The 18,348-nt window shown below is 40.2% G+C and carries 15 protein-coding genes; 8 read left to right on the plus strand and 7 right to left on the minus strand.

Annotated features, from left to right (window positions below; all coding sequences use genetic code 11):
- The first annotated feature begins 360 nt into the window (after positions 1-360).
- The gene (locus B3600_RS08940; protein WP_286752736.1) at positions 361-1,425 is read left to right on the plus strand and encodes an Mrp/NBP35 family ATP-binding protein; all 1,065 of its coding nucleotides are present in this window, start codon (positions 361-363) and stop codon (positions 1,423-1,425) included.
- An 81-nt stretch (positions 1,426-1,506) separates the two neighbouring features.
- Here the strand turns inward: B3600_RS08940 and B3600_RS08945 are convergent, their stop codons facing one another.
- The 5 genes from B3600_RS08945 to B3600_RS08965 all read right to left on the minus strand — a co-directional run bounded on the left by B3600_RS08945 (position 1,507) and on the right by B3600_RS08965 (position 6,144).
- A complete protein-coding gene (locus B3600_RS08945) occupies positions 1,507-2,274 on the minus strand; it encodes an exodeoxyribonuclease III (protein ID WP_286752737.1) in 768 nt (255 codons plus the stop codon).
- A gap of 72 nt (positions 2,275-2,346) precedes the next feature.
- Positions 2,347-3,105 carry a peptidylprolyl isomerase gene (locus B3600_RS08950; RefSeq protein ID WP_046673635.1) on the minus strand — a complete coding sequence of 253 codons (759 nt, stop codon included), beginning with the start codon at positions 3,103-3,105 and terminating at the stop codon, positions 2,347-2,349.
- 58 nt (positions 3,106-3,163) lie between these two features.
- Positions 3,164-3,511: a hypothetical protein gene (locus B3600_RS08955; RefSeq protein ID WP_046673634.1), complete on the minus strand. Its 348-nt coding sequence runs from the start codon at positions 3,509-3,511 to the stop codon at positions 3,164-3,166.
- Positions 3,512-3,548: 37 nt separating this feature from the next.
- Complete coding sequence (locus tag B3600_RS08960) at positions 3,549-3,995, minus strand: low molecular weight protein-tyrosine-phosphatase (RefSeq protein ID WP_070561279.1); 447 nt, start codon at positions 3,993-3,995, stop codon at positions 3,549-3,551.
- A gap of 595 nt (positions 3,996-4,590) precedes the next feature.
- The gene (locus B3600_RS08965; RefSeq protein WP_046673632.1) at positions 4,591-6,144 is read right to left on the minus strand and encodes a Do family serine endopeptidase; all 1,554 of its coding nucleotides are present in this window, start codon (positions 6,142-6,144) and stop codon (positions 4,591-4,593) included.
- A 230-nt stretch (positions 6,145-6,374) separates the two neighbouring features.
- On the opposite strand from B3600_RS08965, the gene dapF reads away from it, so the two are divergent.
- Positions 6,375-7,154, plus strand: coding sequence for a diaminopimelate epimerase (gene dapF / locus B3600_RS08970; protein WP_286752738.1), 780 nt, complete (start codon positions 6,375-6,377; stop codon positions 7,152-7,154).
- 253 nt (positions 7,155-7,407) lie between these two features.
- Complete coding sequence (locus tag B3600_RS08975; RefSeq protein ID WP_286752739.1) at positions 7,408-10,293, plus strand: DEAD/DEAH box helicase; 2,886 nt, start codon at positions 7,408-7,410, stop codon at positions 10,291-10,293.
- Between the two features lie 8 nt (positions 10,294-10,301).
- On the opposite strand, the gene B3600_RS08980 is transcribed toward B3600_RS08975, so the two are convergent.
- Positions 10,302-11,111: an AraC family transcriptional regulator gene (locus B3600_RS08980; protein ID WP_115046447.1), complete on the minus strand. Its 810-nt coding sequence runs from the start codon at positions 11,109-11,111 to the stop codon at positions 10,302-10,304.
- A gap of 336 nt (positions 11,112-11,447) precedes the next feature.
- Between B3600_RS08980 and B3600_RS08985 the strand changes: the two genes are divergently transcribed.
- A complete protein-coding gene (locus B3600_RS08985) occupies positions 11,448-12,497 on the plus strand; it encodes an HlyD family secretion protein (protein WP_070561283.1) in 1,050 nt (349 codons plus the stop codon).
- An 11-nt stretch (positions 12,498-12,508) separates the two neighbouring features.
- Positions 12,509-14,080 carry an MFS transporter gene (locus tag B3600_RS08990; protein WP_159333443.1) on the plus strand — a complete coding sequence of 524 codons (1,572 nt, stop codon included), beginning with the start codon at positions 12,509-12,511 and terminating at the stop codon, positions 14,078-14,080.
- A 241-nt stretch (positions 14,081-14,321) separates the two neighbouring features.
- On the opposite strand, the gene gltX is transcribed toward B3600_RS08990, so the two are convergent.
- On the minus strand, positions 14,322-15,842 hold the full coding sequence (gltX, locus tag B3600_RS08995; RefSeq protein ID WP_115046443.1) for a glutamate--tRNA ligase: 1,521 nt from the start codon (positions 15,840-15,842) through the stop codon (positions 14,322-14,324).
- Between the two features lie 121 nt (positions 15,843-15,963).
- On the opposite strand from gltX, the gene B3600_RS09000 reads away from it, so the two are divergent.
- Genes B3600_RS09000 through B3600_RS09010 form a run of 3 tightly spaced genes read left to right on the plus strand, consistent with a single transcriptional unit; the run spans position 15,964 to position 18,113 of the window.
- Complete coding sequence (locus tag B3600_RS09000) at positions 15,964-17,193, plus strand: sensor histidine kinase (protein WP_070561286.1); 1,230 nt, start codon at positions 15,964-15,966, stop codon at positions 17,191-17,193.
- A complete protein-coding gene (locus B3600_RS09005) occupies positions 17,174-17,722 on the plus strand; it encodes a DinB family protein (protein WP_046673623.1) in 549 nt (182 codons plus the stop codon). The genes B3600_RS09000 and B3600_RS09005 overlap by 20 nt, the downstream gene beginning before the upstream one ends.
- Complete coding sequence (locus B3600_RS09010; protein WP_286752740.1) at positions 17,688-18,113, plus strand: hotdog fold thioesterase; 426 nt, start codon at positions 17,688-17,690, stop codon at positions 18,111-18,113. Before B3600_RS09005 ends, B3600_RS09010 begins: the two co-directional genes overlap by 35 nt.
- Positions 18,114-18,348 lie beyond the last annotated feature (235 nt).

An 18,348-nucleotide genomic window follows, 5' to 3' on the forward strand; every position in this document is an offset into this window, starting at 1 on the left:
GTTTTTCTAAGCACACAGAGACGGATAAAAATGATAAAAGCCATTCCGACCACCGGCATGACAACGTCCAATAAGCTTATTTTCTAGCAGGAATTTACAACTTATTTTATAGGGATTTAAAACGGGTTTTATAGGTGTTCATCCGAATGAAGTCCGAATGAGGTCCCTATCAGGTCCCTATTAGGTCCGTTTAAAGAATAGGAATACTCACTTCATGTTTTGAACCTGAACTATGGAAGATTAATGTCCCATCCCTTTTAGTGTAATACAGCTTTCTAAATCCCATTAAAAACAAAGAAATGACATGAAATTGATCTGCAATGAGTAGTTTTGTAATCCGTGATTACAAATGAATAACAGATGGTTACCAAAGAACAAGTATTAAATGCATTATCCTATGTTGAAGAGCCTGATTTGAAAAAGGATCTTGTAACATTGAATATGATTCAAAATATCGAAATCGAAGGCCAAAAAATTTCTTTCGATGTCATTTTAACTACGCCAGCTTGCCCGCTTAAAGACCATATTGAGCATGCTTGTCGAAACGCTATAGCCCATTTCATCGACAAAAATCTCGAAGTTCAGATCAATATGACTTCCAATGTGATTGGGAAGCAAGGTGCACAAGTGTCGGGTATTAAAAATATCATTTTGGTATCTTCAGGCAAAGGTGGAGTTGGTAAATCTACGGTTGCCGCCAATCTAGCTCTTGCTCTCCATGCCAAAGGTGCTAAAACAGGACTTTTAGATGCCGATATCTATGGACCATCGCTTCCGATTATGTTTGGATTGGAAGGCGCTAAGCCAGGTTCGGTAGAAATGCCAGACGGACAGGTTAAAATTGAACCGCTTGAAAAATTTGGGCTGAAATTACTTTCAATAGGATTTTTCACCGATCCAAACCAACCTATTCCATGGCGTGGTCCAATGACCACCTCCGCAATCAAGCAGCTTTTTAACGATGCGCACTGGGGCGAACTGGATTACTTGGTCGTTGATATGCCTCCTGGCACTGGTGACATCCATATCACCGTATCGCAGACATTCCCTATTGCCGGAGCTGTGATTGTCACTACGCCGCAGCACGTTGCCCTGGCCGACGCCGTCAAAGGAATTGGAATGTTCTTAATGGATAGCATCAATATTCCATTATTGGGCGTCATAGAAAATATGGCCTATTTTACCCCGGCTGAGCTGCCAGAAAATAAATACTATATTTTTGGTAAAGACGGTGGAAAACGTTTAGCAGAAGAATATAAAGTTCCTTTCCTTGGTGAAATCCCTTTATTAAAAGGCATTTCTGATGCTGGAGATAATGGTTTCCCAGTTGCCATAGATACCGAAGACCCTGTAACGAAATCATTTTTAACGATTGCAGAGAAAGTTGCCCAGCAACTTTCCATTATCCATAGCCAGGGGAAATAATTAGTTAATAATGTCCCTCGTGCTTCACAAAAAAAAGGCTTTCATGCATATGAAAGCCTTTTTTTGTGAGATGCCATCTAATTAGACGGCAAGCTCCAACAATACCGGGCAATGATCGGAATGGACAGCATCTGGCATTATGCTGGACGATTTGATTTTCTCTGCCAGAGGTTTTGAAACCATATTATAATCAATACGCCAACCTAGGTTTTTCGCACGTGCTCCAGCACGGTAACTCCACCAACTGTAATGGTGCGGATCCGGATTTAAATGGCGAAAAGAGTCGATATAGCCCGAATTAATAAAATTCTCCATCCATTCGCGCTCCTCTGGAAGAAATCCCGAAGAATTTGCATTTGATTTTGGATTGTGAATATCAATAGCACGGTGACAAATATTATAATCACCACAAACGACCAAATTCGGTTTTTCGACCAAAAGCTTATCGCTATATAACTGAAAATCCGCCAGAAAACGGTATTTAAAATCCTGTCGCAAGTCTCCTGTCGTACCTGATGGAAAATAAGTACTCATCACGGAAACCTGATCAAAATCAGCACGGATAATACGTCCTTCAAAATCATAATCTTCATGGCCGCAACCATACTCAATATGCTTAGGTGTGATACGCGTAAACAAGGCGACTCCGCTATAGCCTTTTTTTTGAGCGGGATACCAGTAATGCTCATAGCCCATCTGTTCCAACAAAGCAATTTCAGGAATTTGATCCGGTGTAGCTTTAATCTCCTGAAGACAGATGACATCTGCATTTACAGTTTTCAACCAGCCTAACCAATCTTTCTTCAAGGCTGCACGTAAACCATTCACATTATAGGTTACTATTTTCATTTTTTGAATATTGAGATGCTAAATAATAAGGGAAAAAGCTCTTCAACCCCTGATTTGCGAATCATAACGACATTAATAATCCTTGGAAGAGAACAGATCACCAATTTTAGAAAAGATACCCGTCTGAGGTTTTAGACCTTTTAGTTCTCGCTCCAGGTTTAACGCTTCTCGTCTTGTGAGCACGTGCATGCTCATTTTTTGGTCGACTTCTGGCCTATCGTGCTTATCGGTTTTCACAGCTGCAATCTGATCGATGACATCCACGCCTTTGACCAGCTCACCAAATACGGTATAATTCCAATCCAAATGCGGAGCTCCACCAATAGTCGTATACGCCTGACGTTGCACTTCCGAAAATTTCTTACCATTCATTCGTGTTTGCTCCAAACGATCGAGGTCTTCAGGGGTGAATACCTTTCCCTGAACGAGATAAAATTGAGAACCTGAAGAAGCCTTTGCGGGATTATTATCTCGAGCCGCTCCGATAGTACCTTTTTTATGGAATAAACCATCCTGAATCTCTGCAGGAATTGTATACCCTGGTCCTCCATTACCTAATTGAGCGCCACCAACGGCATTTCTTGAATCAGGATCACCACCCTGAATCATAAAATTCTGGATGACACGATGGAACAAAGTCCCGTCGTAATATTTACTTTTTGCCAATTTGACAAAGTTATCCCGATGTTTAGGTGTCTCATTATATAACCGCAGCACACAGGTTCCCTTGTCAGTAACGATCTGTACATATTTAAACTCGGGTTTAGCCGCAAATGCCAAAACCTGCAAAAAGCAGAATACTGCTATTAAACTAGCCTTTAAAAATTTCATCTGTTAATAATTATATGCTCCCAATTAGAACTTCCAATTTTTTCAATTGTGCTATCTTCTAGATAACGTTTAATTCCTCAAAATAATTTATGATCAAGGACTTCATAATCAGTTCTTGTTCCAAAAGCGTATAGTTAGGAATAGGTTTTACCAATTCCCAATGTGGCCACCCCTCTTCATCCAGACCTTTCAGATTATAAAATCCCATTGCACTGAAAAGACGACAGGTCGCAATGTGCATCAATTCTTCTTTTTCCCGTTTTGAGAACTTTTGAGCACCTTTACCCAATTCCTGAACACCAATGAGGAATAAACAGACTTTGATGTCCGGCTTTTCCATATCGAATAGTGAAGCAATTTCATCCTGTAGAATGCTCCACTTCTTATTTACTTCTGCTGCCTTCATTTTTTTGTTTTAAACAAACTAAGATAAATAAATACACTTATGCCGTTAGATTCCCTCCTTTTGCAATAACCTCTGCACAGCGCTGATCAATCATCTGAAAAACTGGATCGAACAAATTATCGTCAAAATACGGATCGGGAACAACATCATCTCCTAAAAACAATTTCACTTTGTTCAGGTCTTCCTTATCAATCACCTGAGCGCATACATCTTCATAATTTTGTCTATCCATCACAAATATAAGATCATATTCGGCAAAAAAATGCGGCTTGAAATGTCGGGCCCGCTGACCGGAAATATCGACACCATACTTCTTTGCAATGGCTATCGCCCTACGGTCGGGTGCTTCACCAATGTGCCAGTCACCTGTACCCGCCGATTCAACGACCCAATTTAATTGATTATCCGCAACTTTTTGTTTTAATATACCATGTGCAAGGGGCGAACGACAGATATTGCCCAAACAAACCATTAAAATCTTCATCTCTATAATTTTAAAAAACTATCAAGCAATCGCGATACCGTTGACTGATCCAACTAAAGGACGCAAAGAACGCCTTTAGCCCATATAATCAGGCTCTCATTCTTGTCGATAGCAAAATATATAATAAATCATCAGGCCAGAAAGACGCAGCTTAACAAGTACTGGCGCTGTTCGGCACTTCATTCCGCAAAATAGCTAAACTAAAATTATTAAGGAAACAACCAGCTTAAAATTGACCTACATGTTACCAAGTGACATAGCATATCCACCAAATTTTCCTGATTTCGCATACAAAAACAGCGGAAAAACCCGCCTAAAAATCATTCTGACCAATAACTGAGTTCATTAAAGCCAATGAAATTAAACAATGCTTAGTAAACCAAGCATAGCGAGTTCATTACTCCCTTAATGAAAAAACGTGATCATAATACAAAGGATAAAACCTTCATGACTTCGCAGCCACCAACAGCAATGAAAGCAAACTGAAGGTTTTTTCTGGCCAATAAGATCAGACACTTTCAGAAAAAAAAGGTGGCCTAACCTTACGGCTAGAACCACCTAAACTATATTAATCAACCAATTCTTAATTCAACGCTTAATATTCTACTGGGAAGCTCAATTGAACAGCACCACCTTGAGGAGATACCCCTTTCAATCGCACAATATTACGTTGTGTTGCGCCAAGCGCAGTTTCAACATCGTCTACTGTATTTACAGCTTTTCCATTAACCTCAGTAATGACCAATCCACGCTCTACACCGAAGTAATCAAAGATGCCACCACGATTCACTTGGGTCACAACAACTCCAGAGTTGACACCCAGCTCTTTTTTCTTCTGAGCTGAAGCAGGAATAAAGCTTGCACCCAATTTATTGTAAATCTCCGTTGCACTTTTAGAAGCTTTACCGCCGGTATTTGCGGTCTTCAAGGATTCTTCCCCTTTCAATGTCATGGTTACTTGTTTTTCCTTACCATCACGTTTGTAGGTGACATTGACCTTATCTCCAGGACGCGCACGACCTATAGTTTCACTTAAGACAGGTGAACCTGTGATCACTTTTCCATTAATCTTGGTCAGGATATCTCCTTTTTTAACACCTGCAGCCTCTGCGGCACCACCAGCTACAACGTCTTGAACATACAAGCCATCAACATCTGTAAAACCTTTCTCTTTAGCAAGTTCAGGTGTTATTTCGGTATAGGTAACACCGATATAACCGCGTTTTACATTACCGTATTCGACAAAGTCATCGACAATCTTTTTCACCAAATTGACCGGAATCGCAAAACCATAACCCGCATATGTTCCTGTCGGAGAAGCGATAGCAGAGTTAATACCAATCAATTCTCCCGAAGCATTCGTCAACGCACCACCACTATTTCCTTTATTGATAACAGCATCTGTTTGAATAAAGGATTCTATCGCTGAACTCACCGGGATTTGATCCTGTCCACCACCAAATGGATTACCACGTTGTTGCTGACCTTCACTCAGAATACCGATCTGACGACCCTTTGCACTAATGATACCTGCGGTAACTGTAGATTGAAGCCCTAGCGGGTATCCAAAAGCCAACACCCATTCACCGACATTGACATTATCTGAGTTACCTAACTTGACGACAGGAAGCCCCTTGCCTGACACTTTCAACAAGGCTAAATCTGTATTCGGATCACGTCCGATCAATTTGGCTTCAAACGTACGTTTGTCTGTTAATACGACTTCAATTTTATCTGCATCTTCTACGACGTGGTTATTCGTTACAATATAACCATCATCCGAGATAATTACACCTGATCCGGATGCCTGCACAGGTTGCGCCTGCATTTGACGACGTCCACCACCTTGTGGCATGCCAAAAAACTCTTCAAACATATCGAACGGAGAACCTTGCGATTGCTGTGATCCTTTACGGCTATAGGTTGTCTTAATATGCACTACACCTGGCGACACTATTGCGGCAGCCTGGGTGAAATCAGGATTGCCTGTTGAAGACATAACTCCTGTAGGATTGTTTGCAAAATAAACTTTTTGTTTGTCTTCGAAAGACATACCATCCAACTTCTTATTCTCAATAAGCTTGTAACCACCTAATGCTACCGCTCCACCGAAAACAGCCGTTAATAGCGTTAAACCGACCTTATTCATAAACTTATTTCTATTTTAAAATGTCCTAATATATGCTGATAACTTTTGCTCCTAAAATTACCGATTTTATTCGGATATGTTCAAATGTAATACCATTTCAAGGCCTTCGGAAAATCCGACACGTTAAAAAATGTTAATTGCTAGACAAATGCAATCATTTTAACAAATCTTAACTTTTACCCGGTTTTTTGTAACAAAAAAACGTATTTTTGTTACTACAAATCAACGTAATGGCATCAAAAGTAAGATTTTCAAAATATCAGGGCGCAGGAAATGACTTCATTTTAGTAGACAACCGCGACAGTGCATTTGACCGCGCAGATGAAGCATTGGTAGAAAAACTCTGTAACCGTCGGTTTGGCATTGGTGCCGATGGCTTAATGCTGCTTCAAAACAAGGAAAATTACGATTTTGAGATGATTTATTATAATGCCGACGGCAGAGAAGGCAGCATGTGTGGTAACGGGGGCCGTTGTATCGTCGCTTTTGCACGCGACTTAGGCATCATTACTGACAAAACTGTCTTTTTGGCAGTAGACGGCATACACCATGCCTCGCTAGCAGCAGACCTTGTCAACCTGCAAATGATCGATGTACAAGATTATACACGTGATGGTGAAGCTTATGTATTACAAACGGGGTCTCCACATTATGTTGAGTTTGTAAAAAATCTGCAGGATAAAAATGTCTTCCAAGATGGCTACGCAATTCGCAACAATGCTACTTATGAAAAAGAAGGCATCAATGTAAATTTCATTGAAGCGGAAGGAGATGGTTATTTCCTCCGTACTTTTGAGCGCGGTGTTGAAGATGAAACCTATGCCTGCGGCACTGGAGCAACTGCAGCAGCGATGGCTGTTGCTCTGCAGCAAAATTTAGAAGGTGATATCACTATTCCTATTCGCGTATTAGGAGGGCAGCTTTATATTTCATTCCATAAGAAGGGCTCCCATTTCTCAGAGGTATTCTTAAAAGGTCCAGCACAATTTGTCTTTGAAGGAAACTATTAGATTTTTACTCCTATAGCGAGTCAAGCTAATTACAACTCAAATTTTCAACTCAGGTAAATCAAGCCGTGAAGGACGACCTGTTATCTTTGGCATTTAACGATACCTGTGAACAACTTCATAATGAAGGTTAGTACAGGATCTTAACGAGGCTATCCCTTGGAATCGATTTTTAAAATTTCAACGTGCAAATTGCAATTAATGGTATATTTTATTGTATATTAGAAACCTTTATTTATAAGGTCCGCTATTTTTAATGCAACAGTCAAAGTCATTTCCAGTATATAAAATCGTTTATTCTATATGTGAGCATCCCTATCTTGGCTATCTTATTGAGCCACACATGGTCAAACTCAATCCCAACGGGACTTACTCACTACGTTATCAGCGTATATTTAGCAATACTGTCGATGCTTACGCCGCGGAATTGGATGAAGTAGATTACAAACTGATTCGATTGCTCGATGAAATCGAACAAACGCATCTCATCAAAAAATACTATAAAAAAGCAATTAGACCTGTCGATTTCTTTTCCAAAGTTTTCGATAAAAAGTTGTATGAACTTCTTCGGCCTAAAATAGATGAAAAAATGATCCAATTTTTTGAAGCTATTGGAGACAAACCACTTTTCATGATGAGCAAAGATGGTTATCCAGCAGATCAAGAAATTAAATTGGCAACCTCTGCGGCATCGATTCTATTTCATTTTCGACGAAACGAAGAAGAAACACGTTATTTCCCGACAATCAAATACGAAAATCAGCGTCTGGAGTTTATGTTCAAAAATGCCATTGTCTTGACCAATGTACAAGCATGGTTACTTTTAAACAATACCCTATATTATTTCGATCAGGCCCTTGAGGGCAAGAAGCTCAGCCCTTTCCTGAATAAACGTTACATTTCTGTCGGTAGAAGCACTGAAAAAAAATATTTCGAAACCTTTGTATGTGGACTGATTGAACGTTATCATGTCTATGCCGAAGGATTTGAAATTCAGACCCACCAGCACCAAGCAATTCCACTCCTCCATTTGATTTATGTCGAGGATGGAGCCTCGCAATTACAACTGCAATTCAAGTACGGACCGCATACCTTTACCGCGGGAGCCGAGAATAAGGTTACTGTTCGTATGGAATATAATGCGCAAGATGATCAATATATATTCCACCGTGTCAAACGATCGTTGCAATGGGAAGAACAACAACATGAAAGCTTAAAAAAATTGGGACTACAGGATGTTGATCTCCAACTCGGCTTATTAACGCCAGCAAACCAAACTGGAAAACGGCTTTCAGTATTTGACTGGATGAACAACCATCAAGAACAACTGGAGGCTCTTGGATTCCACATTATACAAAATAGTGAAGAAAAACGCTTCTTCATAGGGCACACCTCCTTAGATATCTCCATTGATGAAGACAATGATTGGTTTGATATAAGTGCTATCGCAAAATTTGGGCCCTATGAGATTCCATTTATTCAGCTGCGCAACCATATCCTTAATAATATTAAGGAATTCACCTTACCAAATGGAGAAATTGCCATGATTCCGGAAGAATGGTTTGCAAAATACAACCATCTCTTCCAATTTTCTGCAGACCGACATGAGCTCAAACTAAATAAGGTACATATTGGTCTACTCTTTGAAATTAGTGAGCATACAAAACTGTTATTTACACGAAAACTACAGAATCTAGCCAACTTTGAAGAGATTGCTGATATTCCCGAACCAAAACATTTCAAGGGAAATCTTCGCCCATACCAAAAAGCAGGATACAATTGGTTTAATTTTTTGAAGCAGTATAAATTTGGCGGCTGTCTTGCAGATGATATGGGTTTAGGTAAAACCATACAGACTTTAGCGTTATTGCAACAGCAAAAAGAACAACTCCAAGACGAACAGGATGTCCGTACCTCACTTTTGGTCTTGCCAACATCATTGGTATACAACTGGCAAAAAGAAGCACAGCAATTTGCGCCACAGCTTAATATTCACCTTCATACCGGAAACAACCGCATTAAAGATGCCTCGCTTTTCGCTAAATATGATTTGGTCATTACTACCTACGGGATTGCCCGCATTGATGAAGAAACCTTGAGTGGCTTTTATTTTAATTACATTATCCTCGATGAGAGCCAGAATATCAAAAACCCAACTTCCAAATCGTTTAAAGCCATCAAAAGCCTAAAAAGCAAAAACAAATTGGCCTTGAGTGGAACTCCTGTAGAAAATTCCGTTTCGGATCTTTGGGCACAGATGCACTTCACCAATCCAGGATTACTAGGAAGCTATACCTATTTTCAGAAGGAATTTGTACAGCCCATAGAAAAGAAAAAAGATGAAGAAAAGGCGCAGCGTCTTCAAGCGATTGTCAAACCTTTTATATTAAGACGTACAAAAGATCAGGTGGCAACAGAATTACCGCCAAAAACTGAACAGGTACTTTATTGTGAAATGACTGAAAAACAATCCGAGTTGTACGAAAAAGTCAAATCTGAATATCGCAATGCCATTCTTGACGGACAATTGGACAGCAAGCCAAAATCTACCCAAATTGCGCTGTTGCAGGGCTTGACAAAGCTCCGACAATTAGCCAATCATCCCCGAATGGTGGATGAGAAGTTCTCGGGTGCTTCCGGCAAGTTCGACGCTGTCATTGAAACGCTTGAAATGGTCATGCAAAGGGGCAACAAAGTACTGATTTTCTCCCAGTTCGTAAAACAGCTCAATATCTTCCGTCAGTATTTCGATAATAAAGGAATAAATTATGCCTACCTAGATGGCGGCACAAAGAACCGGGATGAAGCCGTTAGCCAATTTCGTAAAAACAACGATACTAAGTTATTTCTTATATCGATAAAAGCAGGTGGGGTGGGACTCAATCTGATTGAAGCGGACTATGTTTTTATTCTGGATCCGTGGTGGAATCCAGCTGTGGAACAACAGGCCGTAGACCGTTCACACCGCATCGGTCAAACGCGCAATGTGTTTATCTATAAATTTATCAGTAAAGATACCGTCGAAGAAAAGATACTGGCTTTACAGAATAAAAAGAAATCGATTGCACAAAGCCTGATCACGACAGAAGAAAGCTTTATCAAGTCACTATCTCAGGAAGATCTGCAGGAACTTTTGGCCTAAATAAAATATTACTGTTTATATTCATTAATCTTCGCCATATATATCGATGGACGGATACCTGTTACACGCGTAAAAATATTACTAAAAGAAGACAGCTCGTTGTATCCCACGCGCATGGCTATTTCTAGAATGGAATAGCTATTCTCTGACATCAGCTCCAAAGCTTTTGCAATTCGTATGGCTCTTAAAAACCGAATATAACTGATGCCCATATCGTCTTTGAAAAGTCTGGACAACGAGCGGCTACTCATTCCAAAGCGAGCCGCAATCTGTTCTATGGTAAAGGCCTTATCAATGTTGCTGTTCAGATATCTAGCCACACTCCTGAGTTTCTCACTTTTAGGATAGGGATGCTGCATCGGGAAAGCATCTATTGGTGAACTTGTATCCGGAATGATAGCCATCATCGCGCGCAAGAGACAGTATTTTGAATAATCGGTCGTTTTACTGACCCCTCCGCTCCAATCCTGAGCAAATAAAAACATTTCACGCACCAGATCATTGCTAAGAAATATATTCGGTACTGAAAGTACGGACGGCATCTGCTGCCGCTCCTTGAAATAAAAACTATATAGCGGGATACGGGAGCTTGTGCTTTCCAGATGATAGGTTGTATTTGCCGGAATCCACATGTAAAATCTTGCCGGTAAGTACCAGTGCTTTGTTGCTGTAAACACATGAACAATTCCACCTTCGGCATAGAGCAACCGTGCCTTTTTATGTTTATACTCCCGAGAATCGATACGATCGACATACATGTGGTCTACATAAAAATCATATTGATCAGCATCAATAGCTGCCAGTTTTTCCTCTTCCATAACTTAAAATTACACTTTTCCTACAACATGGCGCAAATGAACATATATTCGTCCGACTATACAAAACAAAACGTTTCTATCTCACAGTATCTTTGTACAGCCATATGCTCATGTGCTCAGAGGAAATTTGCTCGTATTCCGAGTACTCCTGTTTAAGTCAAATACAAAACCAGAAAAATTGCTACTTCGAGTACAGCATAGCTGAACTGGATGAATGGCTCCGAGACTTTTTGAGCTGGAAGCTTTGATGATTTTAAGGTAAAGGATACGTCAAGCACATACAAAGGAATAAGCACAGGCAAAGCAAACAATTGAAAAACGCGCAATTAAACAACAATGAATAAAGAAGATAAAAAAGACAAAACAAAGGGATTTAATAAAGTGCTCGTCATATTTGCCAGCCTATTATTATTGACCGGTATTGGCGTCTTAGTCAGACACCTCATTTTTACTAATCAGTATGTCACGACAAATGACGCTCAAATTGATCAATATGTTACACCCATTGCCAGTAGAATCGCTGGTTTTATTAAAGAGGTACGATTTGAGGAAAATCAATATGTTCATCGAGGCGACACGCTGCTTATTATAGACGCGAGCGAGTATCAAACCAAGGTGGATATGGCGAATGCCGAACTCCAAAGTAGTGAGAGAAATGCCGAGGTTCTCAGCAAAACAGCCGATGCGGCAGCTAATAGTATTTCGGTTCAAAAGGCAAGATTAGAGGCTGCAAAAGTAAGTGTATGGCAGACCCAACAGGATTACAATCGGTTCAAGAATTTATTTGAAGCTGAGGCTGCCACCAGACAGCAGTACGATAATGCCAAAGCAGCATACGATATCGCATTGGCGCAATTGCACGCCATTACGGAAGAATATAATTCAGCTCAACTGAACAGCAGCAAAGAAAAAGCAAACGAATTGCCGGCAAGAGCTAATATCAATATCAAAAAGGCTGCGAAAACAAATGCACAGCTTTTTCTCTCCTATACCGTAGTAACCGCTCCCTACGATGGCTTTGTTGGCAAACGAACGATCCAACCAGGACAATTTGTAAAGGAAGGCCAGACACTAGCCAACGTCATTAGCGAGGAAAAATGGATCAACGCTAATTTTAGAGAGACTCAACTCGAAAACCTTTCAGAAGGTACTGTAGTCACGATACAGGTTGATGCCTTTCCCAAACTTAGTTTTAAAGGAAAAATTCACTCTTTTTCCCCAGCATCAGGTTCCAAATTTTCCGTGATACCTCAAGACAATGCAACCGGAAATTTCGTAAAGATTGAACAACGGATTCCTATTAAAATTGTATTTGATCCAAAACAGGATCTTAAGAAATTGCGTGCCGGTATGAATGTGGTTATCCATGCTACCCATCAATCCTAATCATCATGCGTATGAATAAATCTTTATACTATAGTTGGGTGCCCGAATGGATAAAACTTCCGTTAATGATATTAGCGATGTTCCCACATCTCATGTTAATGTCTCTCTTCCATTCCAATACGGCATTTACCGCTTCGGTACTGGACATTGAAGCCGAGGATATTCAGTATTTTCTATCCCTGATGTATGGCGCCATTGTCGTTGCTTTACTTCTATTTCAGCGGCTATTTTCCTTCTTCAGAGTAAGAACATATATTCTTTTGACCTGCAGTCTTTCCATTTTGATCCTACTAGGCATTTCGCTGACAAGAGATCCATTTCTTATTGGCATTCTGCGCGTGGTAGAAGGTATTTTCTGTGTATTGGAAGGAGCTTGCTTTCTTCCCTTGCTTATGATGCAAATTAGGCATGCCAAAAGCCGTACGATTGCTTATTTTTTCCTGTACACCTTTATGCTTACGGGATCAACTTTAACGACCTCCTTACTCAAAGAAAGTATTATGGATTACGGATGGCAAGATATGATCCACGTCGTCCTCTATTGGCATTTGATTGTGATTGCAATAGCTTTGCTGTTACTTAACAATAATCGCTTGGGTAAAAAATTCCCCCTCTATCAATTAGATCTGGCAAGTTGCTTGTTTTTATTGATATCATTGAGCTGTGGAGCTTATGTCTTAATTTATGGTCGCAAATACTATTGGTTTGAACACGCCAATATCACCATAAACTTCGCCCTTTCCCTTATTTTCGGCGCACTCTTTATGATTAAACAAAAGACGGTCAAAAGACCCCTTTTTCATTTTGAGATCTTGAGATACAAAAATGTGATCTTTGGTGTTACCCTGTTTTTTCTGTTTTATATTATTCGTAGCTGCCTCAATAATGTTTATACTGTAATGGCTACAGTTTGGAAGTGGCCCTGGCATTATATTATTGATGTACAGTACATCAACGTGTTTGGCACAATACTGGGTGTCGGTAGTTCAGGTTTTTTACTCCTGCGCGATGTATCTCCTAAATATATCTTTGGTTTCGGCTTTTTGATTTTGGCGACCTCATGTTTTCTATTTGTACCCACATTTTACCCTGACACCACAATTTGGGCAATCGGTCTTCCTTTGTTTATTCAAGGAATAGGTCAGGGATGGCTCTTTACACCGCTTGTTATCTATATCTTAACTGGTGTCGAATCCCATCACGTTGGCAATGCAGGTCTTATGGGCACAACAGCTCGGTTCTGGAGTACGAATGTCGGATTTGCTCTTATCCAAAACGTCAGTTATGTACTAAATCAAAAACATTATATTCAACTCGAACAAACATTGAATACAAGCAATACCTTAACAATAAACTATTGGGATACATTAATGGAGAAATATGCCGGAATATATGGCGATCAGATAGCAAGCCGTATTGCCAGCAAAAGTATTTCGGGAACCCTAAGTCAGCAAGCAACGTTAATCAGTAACATGGAGATATTTACTTATCTAGGGATACTAGGAATACTAATAACGGGGCTAATATTTTTATTCGGCCCAGCCAAAACACTTTTCATGCGCCTAAGGATACCATACTTGTAAATGAGGCCGCTCCCCCCTATAGACAAGCTCCATGATTTCGCGAGCAACAACAGTTAAGAACCCGAACGGAAGATTCTTTTTGGCTAATCAACCGCGTATCGCGCGCGCATTGATGACTTAATCGCGCATTGATGACTTGATAAAAACAACAGCAATCAATAAACAACCTCTTTCAGAAAAAAGGGGCTGTTTGCATAGCAATGCAGACAACCCCTTTTCAGTATCTCGTACTTAAAGCTATTTAAGCATCGAATTCTTTAAGTGCTTTTTTCACACGCGCTATGACCTCTTGTTGACCAAGTAATTCAACAATCTGAAATACATCTGGTCCAAACTTACCCCCTACCAGCATAATCCGGAATGGCATCATAAGCTCACCCATCTTCATCCCTGATGCCTGAATCGCATCTTTGAAGAAGGGTTCCAATTCAGCAGCCTTCCAGGTATTAAATCCTTCGAATGATTGGTTAATATCCTCAAAAAATGCAGTTTTCTCAGCAGACCATTTAGGTTTTACCGCGCTCAAATCATATTCCGCAGGCTGCGAAAAGAAGAAGGACGCCTGAGTCCAAAAGTCTTCAACAAAGGTTAAACGTTCTTTCACGGCATCCAATACTCGGCTCACATAAGCGGCATCGGCTTCTACTTGATGATGCTCCAAAACTGTATTGATCTGTGGCAACAGAGATTCTGTCGATGTGCGTTTAATCCATTCATGGTTGAACCATTTTGCTTTTTCAAAATCAAATTTTGCCCCAGCTTTACTGATACGGTCAACACCAAATTTCTGGATCAATTCATCTAAGGAGAAAATCTCCTGTTCAGTTCCATCATTCCAGCCCAACACCCCAAGCATATTGACAAAAGCTTCTGGCAAGAAGCCCATCTCACGGAATCCTTTTGTTGTATCACCAGATTTCGCATCAGTCCAGTTCATTGCATAAACAGGGAAGCCCAAGCGATCGCCATCACGCTTACTTAATTTACCATTTCCATCTGGTTTCAGAATTAATGGAAGGTGTGCCCAACCTGGCATGCTATCACCCCAGCCGAGGTATTCCCACAATAAAATATGGATAGGCGCCGAAGGCAACCACTCTTCACCACGGAAAACATGCGATATTTCCATAGCTTTATCATCGACAACAACTGCCAGATGATAAGTCGGCATGCCATCTGCTTTAAGCAACACCTTGTCATCGACAAGATTTGTATCAAAAGCAACCTTTCCACGGATCATATCCGTGAATGTTACCGTTTCATCGGTAGGAATCTTTATACGAATGGTATGCGGAGTCCCCGCATCCAATAATTGTTGAGTTTCAGTCTCAGACAGACTCAATGAATTACGCAGTTGAAGTCTATTTTCGTGGCTATAGCGAAAATTAGGCTGCAATTTACGTTGCTCATCCAATTCCTCTGCAGTATCAAATGCATAATAAGCATAACCATTCTCGATCAACTGCTCAGCATATTTCCGGTAAGATGGTTTTCGCTCACTTTGACGGTAAGGTCCGTACTCGCCCCCTTTTAACGGGCTTTCATCTGGAGACAGACCACACCATGCTAAACATTCGTTGATATACTCCTCAGCACCTGGGACAAAACGAGTTTGGTCCGTATCCTCGACACGTAAAATAAAATCTCCCTGATGCTGACGCGCATAGAGAAAATTAAACAAAGCTGTACGTACCCCACCAAGGTGAAGACCACCTGTCGGGCTCGGTGCAAAACGCACTCTTACTTTTCTTTCTGAACTCATGCCGCAAAATTACCACAAAATTTTTGATTTGGATGGTACGTTAACTTCTTCAATGAAATAAAAGTGCAGAAAACAGACATTTATTCAGTAATTTGCAAATGAAGGACACGTATACGTAATCATGAAACCCTATCAGATTAGCCAGCAACGCTGGAAATTTATCTTGCTTATCTTTGCAGCAGTCATTGCTGTCGCCTCTTTGGTTTATACCAACTACCTCGTTCGAAATCTTGCGCATGCCGAACGTTCAAAGGCTGAGGTATGGGCTATGAGTACCAAAAATATCATGACCATGCCCGACGTTGATGATGAATTCATTACATTTATTTACGCCGTAAGAGACAGCCTAAATTTACCAGCAATTATTACTGACGATAAGGAAGACATTATTTTCTGGCGTAACCTCGATTCCACAAAGACAAATATTAAACCCGGACACAACGACAGTGTTACAAAACATCTCGATTATGATCCGGCATATTTTCAAAAGCAGCTTGCGTTTATGAAGAAGAGCCATCCTCCGATTACATTGGAATTGGAAAATGGTCAAAAATGGCATGTTTATTATAAGGATTCTTGGTTTTTGCAACAGTTAAGGGTGTTTCCTTATGTACAATTATCATTGATTGCCCTCTTTCTCATTATTGCCTATACGGTTTTCAACTCCATCCGAAAATCTGAACAAAATCTTGTTTGGGTCGGACTAACCAAAGAAGCGGCACATCAGTTGGGCACCCCTATTTCGTCACTGATGGGCTGGTTAGAATTGATTCGCATAAAATTTGATGCCGAAGAAGATGACACGCTAAATGAAATGGAAAATGACATTAAACGACTTGAAATCGTCGCTGACCGCTTCTCCAAAATAGGATCTACTCCCGTACTGACCAACCATAACCTCTATGATGTCATCAAAAATTATATGGATTATTTTCGCATACGAACCAGTAATAAAATTGCTTTCGAATTAAAAGGCGACACACATCTTGAAGCACAACTCAATATTCCACTCTTTGATTGGATTATCGAAAATTTATTGAAAAACGGAGTAAATGCCATTGGCACAGAAGGAAAGATAACTGTTAATATTTCAGAAAATATTGCGAAAGAAGAAATTTTTATAGACATTAGTGATACAGGCAAAGGAATTCCGAGATCTAATTTTGAATCTGTTTTCCAGCCGGGTTTCACAACACGGAAAAGAGGTTGGGGGCTTGGCCTTAGTCTGACAAAAAGAATGGTGCGGTACCACCAGGGACAAATTTTTGTAAAAGAATCTGAAGTAGGTAAAGGAACAACATTTCGAATAATCTTAAAAAGCAATTTAAAATATGAAGCCACTCAAATCTGACGAATATCCAGCAGTCTACGCACCTTATATTGAGACTGTCGTCGATAACGTGTTTGATGCACTAGAAGAACAAACGCTCTCCTTTCCAGCATTTCTGGACACGATTCCTGAGGAAAGAGGTAATTTTAAATACGCCGAAGATAAGTGGACCATCAAAGAAGTTGTTGGCCACGTCATCGATAATGAGCGTATCATGGCTTACCGGGCATTGCGTTTTTCACGTAATGACCTTAAAGAGCTTGCCGGGTATGACCAAGACTATCTCATTCAATATTCCCGTTACAACGACCGCACATTAGAAAGTTTAAGCAAAGAATTCACCTTTCTTCGCAAAGCTAACATGATGCTTTTCAATAGTTTTAACGATGTGGAACTAGAACGTAAGGGCATGGCATCTGAACGGCTGACAAGTGTAAAAGCGCTTTTGTATGTCATTGCGGGCCATCTCAATCATCACCGCATTATTATCCAAGAACGTTATTTAAACTCAGACGATGTCAAAAATTTGGTTTCAGCATTACAGCATTGAGGAAATTAACGTATTCTTCAATAAATATCTGTCAGGTCTGCTCGAGATTCAAGCAACAGAAATAGATGACAACTCCATCACGGCGACCATGCCTGTAACAGATAAAGTCAAACAGCCGCACGGCATTTTACATGGCGGTGCTTCTGTCGTTCTGGCGGAATCTTTGGGAAGTATCGCATCCAATCTCGTGGTTGACCCTGACAAATACCGCGGTGTGGGACTTGAAGTAAATGCCAATCACATACGCCCGGTCAGTAGCGGTGTAATCACCGCGAAATGTCGTCCAATACATATTGGCCGGTCCACACACATTTGGGAAATAAAAATGTACGATCGTTTCAACAAATTAAATTGTATCTCAAGACTTACAGTAGCAATCGTTCCAAAATAACGAGGACTGTATGGCTCCTGCTAACTCGATTTATCAACTTGGTCCAATTAAAATTCGACAACGTTTATAAGCAAAGGAGGATAAATTTCACAATTTATCCTCCTTTTTTTTGTCAATTAATTATCAAAATACTCCAAAAATATGCCTTTATTTATTTCCAATATTCAATAAATTTAAGTAGTCTTGTAGGATGGATATTTTAAAAATCAACAAAAATTGCATGCAATCGTTTGTC

Source organism: Sphingobacterium sp. UBA2480, assembly GCF_002341965.1.
GTDB classification, from domain to species: domain Bacteria; phylum Bacteroidota; class Bacteroidia; order Sphingobacteriales; family Sphingobacteriaceae; genus Sphingobacterium; species Sphingobacterium multivorum.

Excerpts from the sequence above, each read along its gene's own strand:
- B3600_RS08940 (WP_286752736.1), top strand. The coding sequence starts at position 361 with ATGGTTACCAAAGAACAAGTATTAAATGCATTATCCTATGTTGAAGAG.
- B3600_RS08945 (WP_286752737.1), bottom strand. The coding sequence starts at position 2,274 with ATGAAAATAGTAACCTATAATGTGAATGGTTTACGTGCAGCCTTGAAG.
- B3600_RS08950 (WP_046673635.1), bottom strand. The coding sequence starts at position 3,105 with ATGAAATTTTTAAAGGCTAGTTTAATAGCAGTATTCTGCTTTTTGCAG.
- B3600_RS08955 (WP_046673634.1), bottom strand. The coding sequence starts at position 3,511 with ATGAAGGCAGCAGAAGTAAATAAGAAGTGGAGCATTCTACAGGATGAA.
- B3600_RS08960 (WP_070561279.1), bottom strand. The coding sequence starts at position 3,995 with ATGAAGATTTTAATGGTTTGTTTGGGCAATATCTGTCGTTCGCCCCTT.
- B3600_RS08965 (WP_046673632.1), bottom strand. The coding sequence starts at position 6,144 with ATGAATAAGGTCGGTTTAACGCTATTAACGGCTGTTTTCGGTGGAGCG.
- dapF (WP_286752738.1), top strand. The coding sequence starts at position 6,375 with ATGGCATCAAAAGTAAGATTTTCAAAATATCAGGGCGCAGGAAATGAC.
- B3600_RS08975 (WP_286752739.1), top strand. The coding sequence starts at position 7,408 with ATGCAACAGTCAAAGTCATTTCCAGTATATAAAATCGTTTATTCTATA.
- B3600_RS08980 (WP_115046447.1), bottom strand. The coding sequence starts at position 11,111 with ATGGAAGAGGAAAAACTGGCAGCTATTGATGCTGATCAATATGATTTT.
- B3600_RS08985 (WP_070561283.1), top strand. The coding sequence starts at position 11,448 with ATGAATAAAGAAGATAAAAAAGACAAAACAAAGGGATTTAATAAAGTG.
- B3600_RS08990 (WP_159333443.1), top strand. The coding sequence starts at position 12,509 with ATGAATAAATCTTTATACTATAGTTGGGTGCCCGAATGGATAAAACTT.
- gltX (WP_115046443.1), bottom strand. The coding sequence starts at position 15,842 with ATGAGTTCAGAAAGAAAAGTAAGAGTGCGTTTTGCACCGAGCCCGACA.
- B3600_RS09000 (WP_070561286.1), top strand. The coding sequence starts at position 15,964 with ATGAAACCCTATCAGATTAGCCAGCAACGCTGGAAATTTATCTTGCTT.
- B3600_RS09005 (WP_046673623.1), top strand. The coding sequence starts at position 17,174 with ATGAAGCCACTCAAATCTGACGAATATCCAGCAGTCTACGCACCTTAT.
- B3600_RS09010 (WP_286752740.1), top strand. The coding sequence starts at position 17,688 with ATGTCAAAAATTTGGTTTCAGCATTACAGCATTGAGGAAATTAACGTA.